Source organism: Nocardioides sp. YIM 152315, assembly GCF_029210375.1.
Classification (GTDB): Bacteria; Actinomycetota; Actinomycetes; order Propionibacteriales; family Nocardioidaceae; genus Nocardioides.
On record NZ_JARGER010000025.1, the window covers coordinates 26,383 to 41,950 of the forward strand.

Annotated in this window: 14 protein-coding genes; 12 read left to right on the top strand and 2 right to left on the bottom strand. The window is 72.3% G+C overall.

Translation table 11 applies throughout. From position 1 onward, the window contains the following. Positions 1–20 precede the first annotated feature (20 nt). The 8 genes from PZ894_RS07960 (at position 21) to PZ894_RS07995 (ending at position 9,115) form a co-directional block, all read left to right on the top strand. A complete protein-coding gene (locus tag PZ894_RS07960; protein WP_275743964.1) occupies positions 21–1,712 on the top strand; it encodes an ATPase, T2SS/T4P/T4SS family in 1,692 nt (563 codons plus the stop codon). Between the two features lie 82 nt (positions 1,713–1,794). Beyond that, on the top strand, positions 1,795–3,063 hold the full coding sequence (locus tag PZ894_RS07965) for a type IV pilus twitching motility protein PilT (RefSeq protein ID WP_275743965.1): 1,269 nt from the start codon (positions 1,795–1,797) through the stop codon (positions 3,061–3,063). Positions 3,064–3,065: 2 nt separating this feature from the next. Then, the gene (locus PZ894_RS07970; protein WP_275743966.1) at positions 3,066–4,283 is read left to right on the top strand and encodes a type II secretion system F family protein; all 1,218 of its coding nucleotides are present in this window, start codon (positions 3,066–3,068) and stop codon (positions 4,281–4,283) included. 48 nt (positions 4,284–4,331) lie between these two features. Beyond that, positions 4,332–5,765 carry a carboxypeptidase regulatory-like domain-containing protein gene (locus tag PZ894_RS07975; protein WP_275743967.1) on the top strand — a complete coding sequence of 478 codons (1,434 nt, stop codon included), beginning with the start codon at positions 4,332–4,334 and terminating at the stop codon, positions 5,763–5,765. Continuing rightward, positions 5,762–6,391, top strand: coding sequence for a type II secretion system protein (locus PZ894_RS07980; RefSeq protein ID WP_275743968.1), 630 nt, complete (start codon positions 5,762–5,764; stop codon positions 6,389–6,391). Before PZ894_RS07975 ends, PZ894_RS07980 begins: the two co-directional genes overlap by 4 nt. After that, on the top strand, positions 6,388–8,250 hold the full coding sequence (locus PZ894_RS07985; protein WP_275743969.1) for a pilus assembly PilX N-terminal domain-containing protein: 1,863 nt from the start codon (positions 6,388–6,390) through the stop codon (positions 8,248–8,250). The genes PZ894_RS07980 and PZ894_RS07985 overlap by 4 nt, the downstream gene beginning before the upstream one ends. 134 nt (positions 8,251–8,384) lie before the next feature. Beyond that, the gene (locus tag PZ894_RS07990; RefSeq protein WP_275743970.1) at positions 8,385–8,825 is read left to right on the top strand and encodes a prepilin-type N-terminal cleavage/methylation domain-containing protein; all 441 of its coding nucleotides are present in this window, start codon (positions 8,385–8,387) and stop codon (positions 8,823–8,825) included. A 62-nt stretch (positions 8,826–8,887) separates the two neighbouring features. Continuing rightward, a complete protein-coding gene (locus PZ894_RS07995) occupies positions 8,888–9,115 on the top strand; it encodes a hypothetical protein (protein WP_275743971.1) in 228 nt (75 codons plus the stop codon). A gap of 9 nt (positions 9,116–9,124) precedes the next feature. Here the strand turns inward: PZ894_RS07995 and PZ894_RS08000 are convergent, their stop codons facing one another. Beyond that, entirely contained in the window at positions 9,125–10,048 is a 924-nt protein-coding gene (locus PZ894_RS08000) for an alpha/beta hydrolase (RefSeq protein ID WP_275743972.1), read from the bottom strand. Between the two features lie 566 nt (positions 10,049–10,614). Between PZ894_RS08000 and PZ894_RS08005 the strand changes: the two genes are divergently transcribed. From PZ894_RS08005 to PZ894_RS08020, 4 genes are read left to right on the top strand one after another with little or no spacing between them, the layout of a single operon-like run. Further along, entirely contained in the window at positions 10,615–12,291 is a 1,677-nt protein-coding gene (locus PZ894_RS08005) for an ATP-binding protein (protein ID WP_275743973.1), read from the top strand. After that, entirely contained in the window at positions 12,273–13,028 is a 756-nt protein-coding gene (locus PZ894_RS08010) for an LLM class flavin-dependent oxidoreductase (RefSeq protein ID WP_275743974.1), read from the top strand. The genes PZ894_RS08005 and PZ894_RS08010 overlap by 19 nt, the downstream gene beginning before the upstream one ends. Positions 13,029–13,066: 38 nt before the next feature. Continuing rightward, positions 13,067–13,636, top strand: coding sequence for an isochorismatase family protein (locus PZ894_RS08015; protein WP_275743975.1), 570 nt, complete (start codon positions 13,067–13,069; stop codon positions 13,634–13,636). A 52-nt stretch (positions 13,637–13,688) separates the two neighbouring features. Then, positions 13,689–13,892, top strand: coding sequence for a hypothetical protein (locus PZ894_RS08020; protein WP_275743976.1), 204 nt, complete (start codon positions 13,689–13,691; stop codon positions 13,890–13,892). A 77-nt stretch (positions 13,893–13,969) separates the two neighbouring features. Here the strand turns inward: PZ894_RS08020 and PZ894_RS08025 are convergent, their stop codons facing one another. Further along, positions 13,970–15,490: a SpoIIE family protein phosphatase gene (locus PZ894_RS08025; protein ID WP_275743977.1), complete on the bottom strand. Its 1,521-nt coding sequence runs from the start codon at positions 15,488–15,490 to the stop codon at positions 13,970–13,972. Positions 15,491–15,568: the final 78 nt, after the last annotated feature.

Genomic DNA, 15,568 nt, shown 5'->3' on the forward strand with positions numbered 1-15,568 from the left:
GATGCAGGAGTGATGCAGCCATGACGATGCGCGCCAACCCCTCCGTCGACACCGTCCGCGCGCTGCTCGAGAACGGCCTGATCACCCAGGCCCAGCTGGAGCAGGCGGAGGCGCGCGCGGCCGAGCACGGCCAGCCGGTGCTCGAGGTGCTGCTCGAGAGCGGCTGGGTCGAGCGGGGCAGTGTGCTGGCCCTCGCGGCCGCCTCGGTCGGGCTGGACTACGTCGACCTGTCGGACTTCATCGTCGACATGTCGGCGGTCAGCCTCCTGCCGGCGGAGTTCGCGCGGCGCGCCCGGGTGCTGCCGATCTCCCGCGACGACGGTGAGCTCGTGGTCGCCGTCGGCATCCGCCAGGCGGGCGACATCGACCTCAAGGACGACCTGGCCCGCCTGACCCGCTGCCGGGTCCGGTTCGCGATCTCGACGCGCGCCGAGATCGACGCCCGGATCAACCAGGTCTACCGCGCCGAGGGCGAGCTCGACGACCTCACCTCCGACCTCACGCTCGAGGAGGAGGTCGACGACCTGGCGACGCTGACCCAGGTGTCCGACGAGGCGCCGGTCGTGCGCTTCGTGAACCTGCTGATCAGTCAGGCGATCAGCGACCGCGCCTCCGACATCCACATCGAGCCCACCGAGCGCGACATGCGGGTCCGCTACCGCATCGACGGCGTGCTGCACGACGCGCACCGGTCCCCCAAGAACATCCAGAACGGCGTGGTGTCGCGGCTCAAGATCATGGCCGACATGAACATCGCCGAGCGGCGGCTCCCCCAGGACGGACGACTCTCGGTCACCCACGAGGGACGCCGCGTCGACCTGCGCGTCGCGACCCTGCCGACCGTGTGGGGCGAGAAGGTGGTCGCGCGCATCCTCGACACCGAGCACGCCCACCTGGGGCTCGACGAGCTGGGTTTCAGCCAGGACAACTTCGAGCGCTACCAGGCGGCTTACACCAAGCCGTACGGCATGATCCTCGCCACCGGCCCGACCGGGTCGGGCAAGTCGACGACGCTCTACGCCACGCTGAACCTGCTCAACCGCTCCGACGTCAACGTGATCACGGTCGAGGACCCGGTCGAGTACCGGCTGCCCGGCACCAACCAGGTGCAGACCAACGTGCGGGCCGGCCTCACGTTCGCGTCGGCCCTGCGCTCGATCCTGCGTTCGGACCCCGACATCGTGCTGATCGGCGAGATCCGCGACCGGGAGACCGCGCAGATCGCGGTCGAGGCGGCGCTGACCGGGCACCTCGTGCTGTCCACGCTGCACACCAACGACGCGCCCTCGGCGCTGACCCGGCTGGTCGAGATGGGCATCGAGCCGTTCCTGGTCGGGTCGGCGCTCGACGCCGTACTCGCACAGCGGCTCTGCCGTGCGCTGTGCGAACGGTGTCGGGAGGCGTACGTGCCCGAGCCCGCCGAGCTGGTCCGGGTCGGCTACCCGTGGCAGGAGGACCGGCCGCTGCCGACGCTCTACCGGCCGGGCGGCTGCTCGGCGTGCGCAGGCACCGGCTACCGCGGCCGGATGGCGCTGCAGGAGGTGATGACGGTCAACGAGGAGATCTCCCGGCTCGCCGTCGCCCGGGTGTCCACCGACGAGGTGGCCCACGTCGCGCGCACCCACGGGATGGCCACGCTGAAGCAGGACGGCTGGCTCAAGGTCGCCCAGGGTCGCACCTCGATCGAGGAGATCCTCCGCGTCGTCGCCTGACCGCAGCCCCGACCGCTCAGGTCGGCAGTCCGGCCTGCCGATAGGGGCAGGGAGCACCGTCCGCCCTGCTCGGAGGAGACCCGTGACCGAACAGCCTCGCAGCGGCTTCGGGCTGCCGCTCGCCGGCGCCCGCCGGGCCGCGCCCGTCCCCGTCGTCGCCGCCGTGCCTGCGGTGCCTGCCGTGCCTGCCGTGCCTGCCGCGCCCGTCACGACGCCCGTGGCGGCCACGACCGCGCCCCCTCTCGCCGTCGCGGACCGCCCGCTCGTCCTCGACGACCTGCTCGGTCAGGTGCTCGACCTCGGCGCCTCCGACCTGCACCTCACCGTCGGCGTACCGCCGTCGGTGCGCCGCCTCGGCGAGATGGAGCCGCTTCCCGGCTACGCCCCGCTGGGCGCCGAGCAGCTGCGCGGCCTGCTGTACGGCGTCCTCACCGAGCGGCAGCGCAAGGCCTTCGAGGAGGACCTCGAGCTGGACCTCGCGTACGCCGTGCCGGGACGCGCCCGGTTCCGCGTCAACCTCTTCCGGCAGCGGGAGGCGGTCGGCGCCGTGCTCCGCACGATCCCCTGGAGGATCGTGCCGCTGGAGGACCTCGGCATGCCCGAGGCCGTCTCGTCGTTCGCCTCGCTCAAGCGCGGCCTCGTGCTGGTGACCGGACCGACCGGCTCGGGCAAGTCCACGACGCTGGCGGCGGTCATCGACCAGGTCAACCGCTCCCGCCGGGGTCACATCGTCACCGTCGAGGACCCCATCGAGTTCCTGCACGAGCACCGTGGCTGCGTGGTCAACCAGCGCGAGGTCGGCAGCGACACCCACGACTTCCGCGCCGCGCTCAAGCACGTGCTGCGCCAGGACCCGGACGTGATCCTGGTCGGCGAGCTGCGCGACCTGGAGACCATCTCGGTGGCCCTCACGGCGGCCGAGACCGGCCACCTGGTGCTCGCCACGCTGCACACGCAGTCGGCGCAGGACACCGTGAGCCGGGTGGTCGACGTCTTCCCCGCCGACCAGCAGCAGCAGGTGCGTACGCAGCTCGCGGCGACGCTCCAGGGCGTCGTCTGCCAGACGCTCGTGCCCACCATCGACGGCGACGGCCGGGCGGCAGCGGTCGAGGTGATGGTCTGCACGCCGGGCATCCGCGCGATGATCCGCGACGACAAGCTCCAGCAGATCCAGGGCGCGCTCCAGGCGGGCGCGAAGGAGGGGATGCAGACACTCAACGCACACCTGGCCACCCTCGTCCGATCGGGCCGGATCTCCTTCGCCGCCGGCCTCGAGCACTGCTCGAACCGCGACGACTTCGAGACGCTCGTCGGGCCCGCGGTGACCCGCTCCGCGTCGGCGTGGCAGTGACCATGGCCGCGACGCAGTACAGCTACAAGGTCCGCGACACCCAGGGGCGGTTCGTCGAGGGCAAGGTCGAGGCGGCCTCCGAGGCGGCGGTCGCCGACCGGCTGCGGTCGATGGGCTACGTGCCCCTCGAGGTGCGGCCGGCCAACGTCGGCCTGCAGCGCGAGATCTCCTTCGGCCTGCGCAAGCGGATCAGGACCAAGGACCTCGCCATCTTCTCGCGGCAGTTCGCGACGATGATCGACGCGGGGCTGACGATGCTGCGCGCGCTGACGATCCTGGCCGAGCAGGTCGACAACACCGAGCTGCGCCGGGTCCTGCACGGAGTGAAGCAGGAGGTCGAGGCGGGACAGAGCCTATCGGCCGCGCTGGCGCGCGAGCCCGGCGTGTTCCCGCCGCTGATGGTGAGCATGGTGCGAGCCGGCGAGGCCGGCGGATTCCTCGACACGGCGCTGCGCCAGATCGCCGAGAACTTCGAGGCCGAGGTCAAGCTGCGCGGCAAGATCAAGGCCGCGCTGACCTATCCGGTCGTGGTCTTCTGTCTCGCCATCGCGATGTGCATCGGCCTGCTGGTCTTCGTCGTCCCGGTCTTCGAGGGGATGTTCGAGGACCTCGGCGGCGAGCTGCCGGTGCCCACGAAGGTCCTGGTCCTCCTCTCGCAGGCGATGCGCTACCTGCTGCCGGTGCTGGTCGTGCTCGGCATCGGCGCCGGGTGGCTGTGGCGCAAGTACGGCCGCACCGAGCGGGTCCGCAACGTCGTCGATCCGCTCAAGCTCCGGCTCCCGGTCTTCGGCAAGCTGGTGCAGAAGCTCGCGCTCGCCCGCTTCGCCCGCAACTTCGGGACGCTCCTGGCCTCCGGGGTGCCGATCCTCCAGTCGCTCGACATCGTGTCGGAGACGACCGGGTCGGTGGTGATCTCGCGCGCCCTCGAGGAGGTCAAGCGCTCGGTGAGCCAGGGCGAGTCGGTCGCCGGACCGCTGGCCGCGCACGACGTCTTCCCCCCGATGGTCGTGCAGATGATCGCCTCGGGTGAGGAGTCCGGCTCGATCGACCAGATGCTCGCCAAGATCGCGGAGTTCTACGACGAGGAGGTCGAGGCCACGACCGAGGCCCTCACCGCGCTGATCGAGCCCCTCATGATCGCTGTCCTCGGCGCCATCGTCGGGTCGATGATCATCGCCCTCTACATGCCCATGTTCAAGATCTTCGACATGATCGGTTGACTCGTGGGCGACAGCGGGAGCAGGAGCCGGCGCCACGCCGACGAGGGGATGACCCTTGTCGAGGTCGTCGTCGCGTTCGGCCTCTTCGCGGTCATGGCGACCGCCGTCCTCGCCGTGCTGGGGGCGGCGATCGCGACCACGATCGACGACAAGGCGCGCCTCACCGCGGTCAACCTCGCGACCCGCGAGATCGAGATCGTCCGCGACGCGTTCAACGACATGAACCCGACCCGGGCCCGCGGCCCGGCGTTCGCCGAGGCGCTGCAGGGCACCAACCGCAACCCGTTGGCGGGCGGGGTCGACGGCGATCCCTACGAGGTCGACGGGGTGCCCTACACCGTGGAGCTCGAGGCGCGCTGGGTGTCGGTCGGCAGCGCCGAGAGCGACCGCGGCTCGGCCTGCGACGACGCCGACGCCGACACCAACGACGACGCCGAGGACGAGCTGCCCTACCTGCACGTGACGGCGAACGTGACCTGGCCCGCGCTCGGCGACCGCCCGCCCGTCACGGTGGACACCCTGATGACGCCCGAGCTCCAGTGGTCGGGGACCAGCCACATCGCGCTGCGGGTCATCGACGCCGCCGGCCAGGGCCAGCAGGGCGTCACCGTGACTGCGTCGTCCCACGCTGCGCCCACCACCGCGGCCCGCTACACCGACAGCAGCGGGTGCGTGACGATCCCCGTCGAGCCGGGCCGCTGGACGGTGTCCGCCTCCCACCCCGGCTTCAGCACGCCGGCGGGCGAGCCGACCGCCCAGGTCGACATCACGGTGGAGCGCAACGAGCTCGCCGGGGAGACCGTGGAGTACGGCATGCCGGCGACGATCACGGCCGCCCTCGGCTGGCATCCGGGGTACGCCCCCGCCGACGCGGTGCTCGCACTGCCGATCACTCTCGGCCACAGCGCCCTCCAGCCGATCGGCGCCGGCGTCACGTGTCTCGACGAGCCCGCCGACCCCGACGACGCGCCCCGGTGGCCCTGCCAGCGCACGGGCGACACCCGCACCATCTCCGGCCTGTGGCCCTACCCGAGCGGCTACGCGCTGTGGCTCGGCGGCTGCGAGGACGGGAGCCCGACCTCCACCGGTGTGTCGGTCATCGCCTCGGCCGACGGGTCGGGGCCACCTCCGGTGCTGACGCTCGGCGCGGTCGAGGTGCACGCCGCGCCCGGCACCACGATCACCGCCACCCATGCCGCCGACCGGCTCTGCACCGCGCCGACGACCGTCGAGCTCGGTCAGACCGTGCCGGAGGAGGAGGGGGAGGCCGACCCCACCGCCGACCCCACCGCCGATCCCACCGCCGATCCCACCGCCGACCCCACCGCCGACCCCACCGCCGAGTCGACGGAGGAGCCGACCCAGGAGCCGACCACCACCGGCGGGGTGCTCAGGACGAGCCTGCCCTACGGCGTGTGGACGATCGGCGGCACCGAGGTGATCGTCGGCCCCGGCGAGCCGACCACGGTGGTCCTGCCGTGAGCCGGGAGCCGGACCGGCAGCCGCGGGACGCCGGCATGACGCTCGTCGAGGTGCTGGTCGCGAGCGGGCTCTTCGGTCTGCTCACGACGATGATCGCGACGGTCGCCATCATCGGGATGCGCACCGCGTCCGGGCTGCAGGTGCGTCTCGACAACAGCAGCCAGGCCAACCTCGGCCTCGCGGCTGCGGGGACGCTCCTGCGCAGTGCGGCGCCGGTCGACGGGGTGATGATCATCGACGCGACGAGCACCTGTGTCACCTTCTACGCCGAGCTTCGCGACGACGGGCCGCGGAAGCTCATCGTCCGGTACGACGCCGCGGACTCGGCCCTGGAGCAGACGACGCTCCCCACGGCCACCGCCGGCGACTGCGACACCGCCCCCTCGGGTGCACCCGCGGTGCGCACGCTCGCGCGCGGGCTGGACGTCCCCGCCGGAGGCATCTTCCGCTACTTCAGCTTCGCCGGTGCGCGTACGTCGGGTCCGCCCGTGCCCGGGGACGAGCTCGGGACGATCGCCACGATCGACGTCGTCCTCAGCATCCAGACCGTGCCGGGTCGCGGCGACGACACGTCCGCCGAGATGGAGCAACGGATCCGCCTCCCCAACGCCCGGGAGGAGACATGAGGAGGCGTGACGAGGGGTCCGCGCTGATCCTCGTGCTGTGCGGCATGACCATCGCGATGGTGGTGGTCACGGTGGCCCTCACCGGGAGCCTCCAGGTGTCGGGCCAGGCCAAGCGTGCGACCGCCTGGTACCAGGCACTGGCGGCCGCCGAGGCCGGGGTCGACGACTACCTCGCGCGGCTCAACGACGACGACGACGGCTTCCAGTACTGGGCCATCACGCCCAACGACGACTACCGGCCGCGCGCCGCCGACGACGACGCCTGGGACTGCGAGAACCTCGCCCTCCAGCGCCCGCTCACGGGCAGCAGCCCGCCCTGCGGCTGGGGGCCGTCGACCTCGGTGGGTTGGCTGCCGGTCCGCAGCGAGACGCCCGGCGAGTTCCACTACGACGCGGACCTGTCGACCACGCCCGCCGACGGCACGGTCCGGCTCGTCTCGACCGGACGCGTCCGCGAGAGCACCGACGACTACATCACCCGCAGCGTGAGCGTCACCCTGCGCCGCGACGGGTTCGGCGAGTTCCTCTACCACACCATGTACGAGACCAAGGATCCGGCGGACTACGTCTCCGGGATCGACGGCATGAGCCCCGGGCAGGCTGCCGATCGATGCACGCGCTACTACTGGCGCGGCCCGGCGGACAGTGGCGTGCGGAACAGCGACTGCGTCGACATCAACTTCGTCGGCGGCGACGTCCTCGACGGCCCCGTCCACTCCAACGACACGATGCTGATGCTGAACCGGAACGGGACCGGGCCCAGGTTCAAGGACAAGGTCACGACCTCCGACCCGGCCTGCCGCAACCGGACCTCGCAGTCGGCCTGCTACCGCCGGAAGCCGAACACGGCGGCGACGCCCCAGTTCGACAAGGACATCGCCTACCGGGAGGTGCTCGACCTGCCCGCCAGCATCGGGGACCTGAAGCAGTACGTCGACCCCGCGCAGACCGATCTGGCCGGGTGCCTCTACACCGGCCCGACGCGGATCCGATTCAACGCCAGTCCGAGCGGGACCATGACGGTGTGGAGCCCCTACTCCCGGCTCAGCACCCTCAACCCGGGGTGCGCCGGCGACTACGTCAGTGAAGGCAGCGCTCCGAGCGACACCGGCACCTGGCCCCGCCGCGTCGCGGTGCCGCAGAACAACCTGATCATGGTCCAGAACGTGCCGGCGACACACCCGCTGCAGCCCCCCAGCGGGTCCTGCGCGGCCCGGAGCATCGGCGGCTTCCCCCACGCCGACGACTACAACCAGACGCTGACCGAGTCGAGCTGCCGCTACGGCACGGTCTACGTCGACGGGACGCTGCAGGGCCGGGTCACGATCTCCGCCGAGCACAACGTGGTGATCACCGGGAGCCTGCTCTACCGCAGCGGCAAGACCGGCACCGACGTGCTCGGCCTGATCGCCTCCAACTCGGTGCAGATCTACCACCCGATCAGCAAGGGCCAGTGCACGCAGTACGACGGCCACTGGGAGCGCCGGTACGGCGACTGGGTCTGGGTCAGGGACGAGTGCGTCGCCTGGGCCCGTGGCTCCAACAACCTGACCGGCTCGGTGTCGAGCCCGACCATCCACGCGTCGATCCTGACCCTCCAGCACAGCTTCGAGGTGCAGCAGTACGACGTGGGCTCCAGCCTCGGCACGATCCATCTCTTCGGGTCGATCGCGCAACGCTTCCGCGGCCCGGTGGGCACCTCGAACTCCAGTGGCGGAGCCGTCTCCGGCTACCTCAAGGACTACCAATACGACACCCGGCTCAGGTTCTCCCCGCCACCGTTCTTCCTGGACCCGGTCGGCTCGCGCTGGAACCAGCAGCGGTTCAGCGAGATCGACGCGCAGTACGTCGCCGACTGACTGCGGCGGGACTGCTCAGGTCGGGGTCGCCGCGGCCGATGGGAAGAGCCGATCGACTCATCGCCGTCGCTCGGGAGCGGCAGATCCACTCTCGGTTCCCGGCACACCCCCCAGGAGAAACAATGCTTGCACGGATGCAGAAAGCCCTGAAGGAGAAGGACCAGGGCTTCACCCTGATCGAGCTCCTCGTCGTCGTCGTGATCATCGGCATCCTCGCCGCGATCGCCATCCCGCTGTTCCTCAGCCAGCAGAAGAAGGGCGTCGACGCCAGCCTCAAGACCGACCTGAAGAACGCGGCCACCACGGTCGAGACCTGGGTCGTCGACAACCCGACCTCCGCGATCGTTGGCGAGACCGTCGACGACGATAGCCCGGGCGCGGCCGAGCTCAAGGACTTCAAGGTCAGCGATGGCAACACTGTCCAACTGGTGAAGTCGACCGCGACCACTGGCGGCTACTGCCTCTACGGGTACAACTCGAAGGCGTCGGACGCCAAGAGCAACACCAACGTCTACATCTACCGGTCGCTCGACGGCGGTCTGCAGGACGACCCCGCTACGCCGACCTGCCCCTGAACGAACGCCCCGGCCCGGGACTCGCACGAGTTCCGGGCCGGACTCATCCCAGGAGCCCTGACATGACCGAGGACGCCCGCGCAAGGCTGAGGGAGCTGGCCGCGGTGGCGCGCACCGTGTTCGCCGTACCGGCATCCGCGCGGCCCGCGGCACCGACGCCCGTGGCGCCGGTGGCGCCGGTGGCGCCGGAGGCAGCTCCGGCCGCGGCGCCCATCCCGCTCGCCACTCCCCTGTCGACGGAGCCGCCGCCGCTGGCGCTGCTCCAGGAGATCGCCTTCCTCGACGACTGACGACCCGTCTCAGCCCAGCGCGGCGCGCTGCGACGCGACGATCGCGGCCATCGCCGGCCGCGCCGCGTGGGCGAGGTACGGGAAGCTCAGGAACCCGTGCGGCATCTGGTGGAAGTCCTCGACCCTGACCGCGTTGCCCGCGTCGGCGAGGGCCTGCGCGTAGCGGACCCCGCTGTCGTGCAGCGGGTCGAGCCCGGCCACGACGACGACCGCCGGCGGCAGGTCCGCGAGGTCGGCGCGGATCGGCGACAGCCGCGGATCGGCGCGATCGTCGGCGTCCGCGAGGTAGTGGTCGCGGAAGACGTCGATGTCCTCGTTGCTGAGCACGATGCCGCGGGTGTTGGCGGCGTACGACGCGTCCTCGAGCGCCGCGTCGGTCATGTCGGTCGCCGGGTAGATCAGCGCCTGGTGGCGCACGGACGGGCCGCGCTCGTCGCGCGCGAGGATCGAGACGACCGCGGCGAGGTTGCCGCCCGCGCTGTCGCCCATCACGGCGATGCGGGCGGGGTCGCCACCGAGGTCGCCGGCGTGTGCGGCGGTCCACAGCAGCGCGTCGTAGCAGTCCTCGACGGCGGCCGGGTACTTGTGCGCCGGCGCCAGCCGGTAGTCGACCGAGACCACGATCGCGTCGAGGTCGGCCGCCACCACGCTGCAGATCCAGTCGCCCTGGCGGGCGCTGCCGAGCACGAACCCGCCGCCGTGGAAGTTGAGCACGACCGGGCGCGCCGTCCGCGACCACGCCTGCGGCGTGTAGATGCGGAGCGGCAGGTCACCGTGCCGGGCCGCGAAGCGGCTCACCCGGATCTCGACGCCCGGACGCGGGCGCCCCAGGAGCAGCGCGGCCGGACCGCCGTCCGGGATCACCGCGTGCTGCACCTCCGACAGCCGGTCGGGCGTCATCCGCGCGACGGACATCGAAGGAATCGACTTCATCAGCCGATCTAGGAGTCGGATGCCCGGACGAACAGCGGGCCCGGACCTGGTGCTCACACGTCGAGTCTAGGTGCCGCCCGACCACGCCGGTCGGGCCATGGGGGAGGAGATCGTGTCGCTGACCCTGCGCGCGCCCGCGCTCGGGTGGCTCGGCCTCGCCGCGGGCCTGCTCGTGCTCCTCCACCTCCGGACGCCGACCGGGCCGATCGGCGACGCGTCGTACCTCCTCGGCATCTGGGCGGGCCCGGTCCTGGCCTGGTGCGGCACCCGCCGCGCCGCGCCGGAGCGGCGCCTGGTGCCCGGCCTCATCGCCGCCGGCCTCACCCTGTCGGCGGTCGGCGACCTGAGCTGGCTCGTCTACGCGTGGGTCGGCCTCGATCCGGACGTCTCCCTCCCCGACGTGCCCTTCCTCCTCAGCTACCCCGCTGGGCGCCGCCCTGCTGGTCGCCGCGGTCCGTCGCGGAGACGGCGCACGCGCGACCCGGATCGACCCGGACGCGCTCATCGACGCGTTCACGGTCGTCACGCTCTGCCTGCTGCTCTTCTGGAACTTCTCGATCGCCGAGATGATCGCCGACCAGCCGGCCACCACCTCGGTCCAGATCGTCCTCGCCGCCTACCCGGTGGCCGACGCCGTGCTGCTGGCCCTGGTGCTCCGCCTGTTCGCCGTGCGCCGGGCGCGGAACTGGCTCGGCCTCGGCTTCCTGCTCGGCGTCTGCTGCTGGCTGGCCGCCGACCTCGCCTACTACGTGCTCGGGCTGGACGGTGCGGTGATGGACGCCGGCTGGATGGTCGGGTCGATGCTGATGGGTGCCGCCACGCTGCGTCCGCTCACGACTCCGGCGCTGCATGCCGTCGTCGCGGGCGACGCCGGCGCGGCGTACGGCAAGCTCGGGCTCGCGGTGGTGCCGCTGCTCGTCCCGCCCGGCCTGCTGCTGTTCGACTCCCTCCTCGGCCGCCCGGTCCGCCCCACGGCGGCGCTGGCGGGGATGCTCGTCCTCGTCCTCCTCACCTTCGTCCGGATGGCGCGGCTGCTGCGGTCCGAGAGCGAGGCCCGCTCCGAGCTGGCGCTGGCGCGGGACACCGCGGTCGCCGCCTCGCGTGCCAAGTCGGAGTTCCTCGCCACCATGAGCCACGAGATCCGCACGCCGATGAACGGCGTCATCGGGCTCACCGAGCTCCTGCTCGCCACCGATCTCGATGCGCGCCAGCGGGAGTACGCCGAGGGGCTGCGCACGGCGGGCTCGGCACTGCTCACGGTCATCACGGACGTCCTCGACTTCTCGAAGATCGAGGCCGGCCACCTGGAGCTGGAGACGATCGCCTTCGATCCCGAGCAGGTGCTGGCCGAGGTCGTCGGGCTCGCCGCCGAGCCCGCGCAGGAGAAGCACCTGGCGCTGTCGTGCGACTGCTCCCCCGACGTGCCCGTCGAGCTCCGGGGCGACCCAGCCCGACTGCGGCAGGTGCTGCTCAACCTCGTGGTCAACGCCGTGAAGTTCACCGCGACCGGTGAGGTGGTCGTGCGCGCGCTGCTCGAGTCGCGCTCGCAGGACGACGTGGTCGTCAGGTTCGAGGTGTCCGACACCGGGATCGGGATCGACCCGGAGGCCCGCAGCCGCCTCTTCGAGCCGTTCTCGCAGGCCGACTCCTCGACGACCCGCCGCTTCGGCGGGACCGGCCTCGGGCTCGCCATCTGCCGACAGCTGGTCGACGCGATGGACGGGACGATCGGTGTCGACAGCGAGCTCGGTCTCGGCAGCACGTTCTGGTTCTCGGTGCCCTTCCCGGCGGTGGACGATGCGAGAGCGGTGCGCGCTCCCGCGACCACGACTCCAGTGCTCGCTCAGCGGCACGCCGACCTGGCACCGCGACGCGGGCGGGTGCTCGTGGTCGAGGACGGCGAGATCAACCAGATCGTCGCCGAGGGGGTCCTGAGCCGGCTCGGTTTCGAGGTCGACCTGGCCGACGACGGGGTCGCCGGGCTCGAGGCGCTGGAGCGCACGACGTACGACGCGGTGCTGATGGACGTGCAGATGCCGGTCATGGACGGCTACGAGGCCACCCGGGAGCTGCGCCGCCGGGAGGGCATGCTGCGGCACACCCCGGTCATCGCGATGACCGCGGGTGCCCTTCCCGGAGACCGCGAACGCTGCCTGGCGGCGGGCATGGACGACTACGTCGCGAAGCCCATCTCGCCGACCGAGCTGGCCGATACCCTCGACCGATGGGTGCCCGTCCACTGACCTCGACCGGCGTCGTCTTCCGTCCCCAGTCGCCTCCCGAGGACCTGCGCGCCGTGGTCGAGGCCGTCGACGGCTCCGGCGTCGACGAGCTGTGGCTCTGGGAGGACTGCTTCCTCGAGGGCGGCCTGACCACGGCGGCGGCCGCGCTCGCGTGGTCGTCCCGGGTGCGCGTCGGCGTCGGGCTGCTGCCGGTGCCGCTGCGCAACCCGGCGCTCGCCGCGATGGAGATCGCCACGCTGGCCCGGCTCTTCCCGGACCGGCTCACCGTCGCGCTGGGCCACGGCGTGCAGGACTGGATGGGCCAGGTCGGCGCCCGCGCCGACTCACCGATGACGCTGCTGCGCGAGCACACCGAGGCCGTCCGCGACCTGCTGCGCGGCGAGACCGTGTCGGTGTCCGGGAGCTACGTCCGGCTCGACGAGGTTGCCCTCGACTGGCCGCCGCCGACACGGCCACGGCTCCTGCTGGGCGCGCGCGGCCCTCGCACGGTGGCGCTGGCCGGCGAGGTCTCCGACGGCGTGCTGCTCGACTCTGTCACCGACCCCGACGTCGTACGCGGGGCCCGTGCGGCGGTCGGCCCGAAGTCCCATGTCGCCGCCTACACCGAGGTGGCGCCCGACGCCGCCGACGTCCGCGGCTGGATCGACGAGCTCGGCGCGGCCGGCGCCGACACCGTGGTGCTCCAGGCGCCGGGCGACGCCCCCGACCCGCGTCCTCTGCTCGGGCTCTTCGGCTGATCGATCTCACTGTCGGCGGCCCGCCGTACCGTCTGACCATGACCGAGACGAAGGCAGAGAAGAAGAAGGCGTTCCTGGTCGTCGACCTCCAGCGGGGCGTGCTGGCCGACGACGGCACCTGGGACGCCGACGGCGTGGTGTCGCGGGTCGCCGGCCTGGTCGACAGGGCCCGGGCCGCCGAGGTGCCGGTGGTGTGGGTCCAGCACAACAGCGGCGAGCTCGTCGCTGAAGAGGAGCCGTGGCAGCTGGCCCATGGCCTGGAGCCGGCCGGCGAGGAGCCGGTCGTGCAGAAGCGGTACGGCGACTCCTTCGAGGAGACCGACCTCGCCGACGTGCTGTCCCGCCTGGGCGCCGACCACCTCGTGGTCGCCGGTGCGCAGACCGACGCCTGCATCCGGTCGACGATCCACGGGGCGCTCGTGCGCGGCTACGACGTCACGCTCGTGTCCGACTGCCACACGACCGGCGAGATCCCGGCGCAGTACACCGGCGGCGAGCTGATCTCGGCGCGCACCAAGATCAACTTCACCAACACCTACGCGAGCTGGATGATGGACTACCCCGGCCGGTCGGGCACGACTCAGCCGTCGGGCGAGGTCGAGTTCTGACCGGTTCTGGTTGAGGTCTCAAGCGTCCGCGGAGATGGCCGATGGATGAGGTATGACCACCTCCGTCGACACCCAGACCTCGGTCGCGCACTGGCTCGACGACTTCCGCGCCTGCCTGGCCGGCACCCACGGCCCCGCGTGGCGGGCCCGCGCCGAGCGGGAGCTGCGCTCCACCAGCACCGCCCTGGCCAGCGACCGGCAGCGCGCCGCGTCCTGGCGACGTACCCGCGAGGAGATCATCGGGTCCGCGGCCTGACCACCGGCTGGTTGCCGCACGGGCGCCGCTCGTGGCGCGGCCGACAGACTGGGTCGGGAAGCGGCGTCGTGTGAGAGTCAGGTGCGCCGCGCCACGAGGATCGTGACGTCGTCGCGCTGACGACGGGCGTGGTCCCGGACCGCCGACCGCATCCGCGTCGTGATCAGGTCGGGTGCACCGTCGGCGCCGTCCCGCAGCACCGCCGCGACGCCGTCGGTGCCGAACTCAGCACCCGTCTCGTCACGGGCCTCCAGCAGCCCGTCGGAGAAGGCGACGAGCAGGTCGCCGGCGCGGAACGGGCACGCGGCGACCGACCAGGTCCCCTCGGTGATCACTCCGCTCACGAGAGGACCGGTCGGACCGAGCTCGGTCACCCCGTCGGCACTGACGACGCACGGCGGCGGGTGGCCGGCGTTGACGTAGTCGATGCGGTCCGCCCCGGGGTCGACGAGCGCGACGAAGATGGTCGCGAACAGCTCCGGCTCGCCGGCCAGGCCGTCCCGGACCGCTGCGAGCACCTCGGGGGCGGCGGTCCGCTGGAGCATCGTCGACAGTGCGCTCTTCAGCCGCAGCCCGACGACGGCCGCCTCGTGCCCGTGCCCGGAGACGTCGCCGAGAACCACCGCGGTCCGCCCGCCGTCGAGGCGCACGATGTCGAGGAAGTCACCGGCGAGCACGCCCTCGGCGGACTCGATCTGGGCGGCGACCTCGAGCCCCGGACCGGGCGGTGAGAGCCGGGAGAGCGCCGCCTGCAGGGCCCGGACGGCGGGCTCGCCGAGGACCAGCGCCTCCGACGCGCGCCGGCTCGCGTCCAGCTCGTCGAGCAGGTGCCGGCGCATGGTGTCGACGTCGTCCGCGACTTCGGAGATCTCGCGCGGCCCGCTCCCCTGCACCGCGTGGTGGAGCTCGCCCTGCGCCACGGACCGGCTGCTGCGGCCGAGCTCCGCGAGCGGACGCAGCACCGCGCGACTGAACGCGCCGGCCCCCGCCAGGATGGTCGCGAGGAAGGCGACGACGGTCAGCGCGAGCAGCACCGACAGCCGCCGCAGCAGGGAGTCCGCTCGCCTCGACGCATCGTCCTGCTCGGCGCGGACCGCCTCGTCCGCCCGCTCGTGGGCGGCCCGGACCTGGTCGAAGAGCCGGCGCCCGTCGCCGGACCCGACGAGCTCCACCGCGCCCTCGCGGTCACCGCTGCGGGCCGCGGCGAGCTCGGGCTCCGCGGCGGCGCTCAGCCACGCCCGGTGCGCCTGGTCCATCGCCGCGACCCGCTCCCGGACCACCGGCGACACCTGGCCGTCCAGGTCGTCCAGCGTCTCGTCGATCCGGGGCGCGGCCTCGTCGTACGGCTCGAGGAACTCCGAGCGCCCGGTCAGGATGTAGCCGCGCTCCGCGGTCTCCTGGTCGACGTAGAGCGCCAAGATCGTGCTCAGCTCCACGCGCGCCGGGTTGAGCTCGTGCTCCAGGCGGTCTTGCACGACCACGAACTGCCGGACGGTCACCGCGAGCAGGACGCCGACGACCACGGAGAGCAGCACCACCAGCGCCGACACGACGCGCACCACCGCGCGGGCGGAGTACGGCGGTCGACGGGCGGGCACGCGCGAATTCAACCACCGCGCGCGGCGGCCCACGCCCGGACGCCGGGTCAGTCACCCGTTCAGGCGAACGCGAGGCCC

What these genes read in the sequence shown, in the direction of transcription:
- PZ894_RS08000 (WP_275743972.1), bottom strand. Translation starts at nt 10,048, where the DNA reads ATGAAGTCGATTCCTTCGATGTCCGTCGCGCGGATGACGCCCGACCGG.
- PZ894_RS07985 (WP_275743969.1), top strand. Translation starts at nt 6,388, where the DNA reads ATGAGGAGGCGTGACGAGGGGTCCGCGCTGATCCTCGTGCTGTGCGGC.
- PZ894_RS07995 (WP_275743971.1), top strand. Translation starts at nt 8,888, where the DNA reads ATGACCGAGGACGCCCGCGCAAGGCTGAGGGAGCTGGCCGCGGTGGCG.
- PZ894_RS08015 (WP_275743975.1), top strand. Translation starts at nt 13,067, where the DNA reads ATGACCGAGACGAAGGCAGAGAAGAAGAAGGCGTTCCTGGTCGTCGAC.
- PZ894_RS08020 (WP_275743976.1), top strand. Translation starts at nt 13,689, where the DNA reads ATGACCACCTCCGTCGACACCCAGACCTCGGTCGCGCACTGGCTCGAC.
- PZ894_RS08005 (WP_275743973.1), top strand. Translation starts at nt 10,615, where the DNA reads ATGATCGCCGACCAGCCGGCCACCACCTCGGTCCAGATCGTCCTCGCC.
- PZ894_RS07990 (WP_275743970.1), top strand. Translation starts at nt 8,385, where the DNA reads ATGCAGAAAGCCCTGAAGGAGAAGGACCAGGGCTTCACCCTGATCGAG.
- PZ894_RS07975 (WP_275743967.1), top strand. Translation starts at nt 4,332, where the DNA reads ATGACCCTTGTCGAGGTCGTCGTCGCGTTCGGCCTCTTCGCGGTCATG.
- PZ894_RS08010 (WP_275743974.1), top strand. Translation starts at nt 12,273, where the DNA reads ATGGGTGCCCGTCCACTGACCTCGACCGGCGTCGTCTTCCGTCCCCAG.
- PZ894_RS07960 (WP_275743964.1), top strand. Translation starts at nt 21, where the DNA reads ATGACGATGCGCGCCAACCCCTCCGTCGACACCGTCCGCGCGCTGCTC.
- PZ894_RS07970 (WP_275743966.1), top strand. Translation starts at nt 3,066, where the DNA reads ATGGCCGCGACGCAGTACAGCTACAAGGTCCGCGACACCCAGGGGCGG.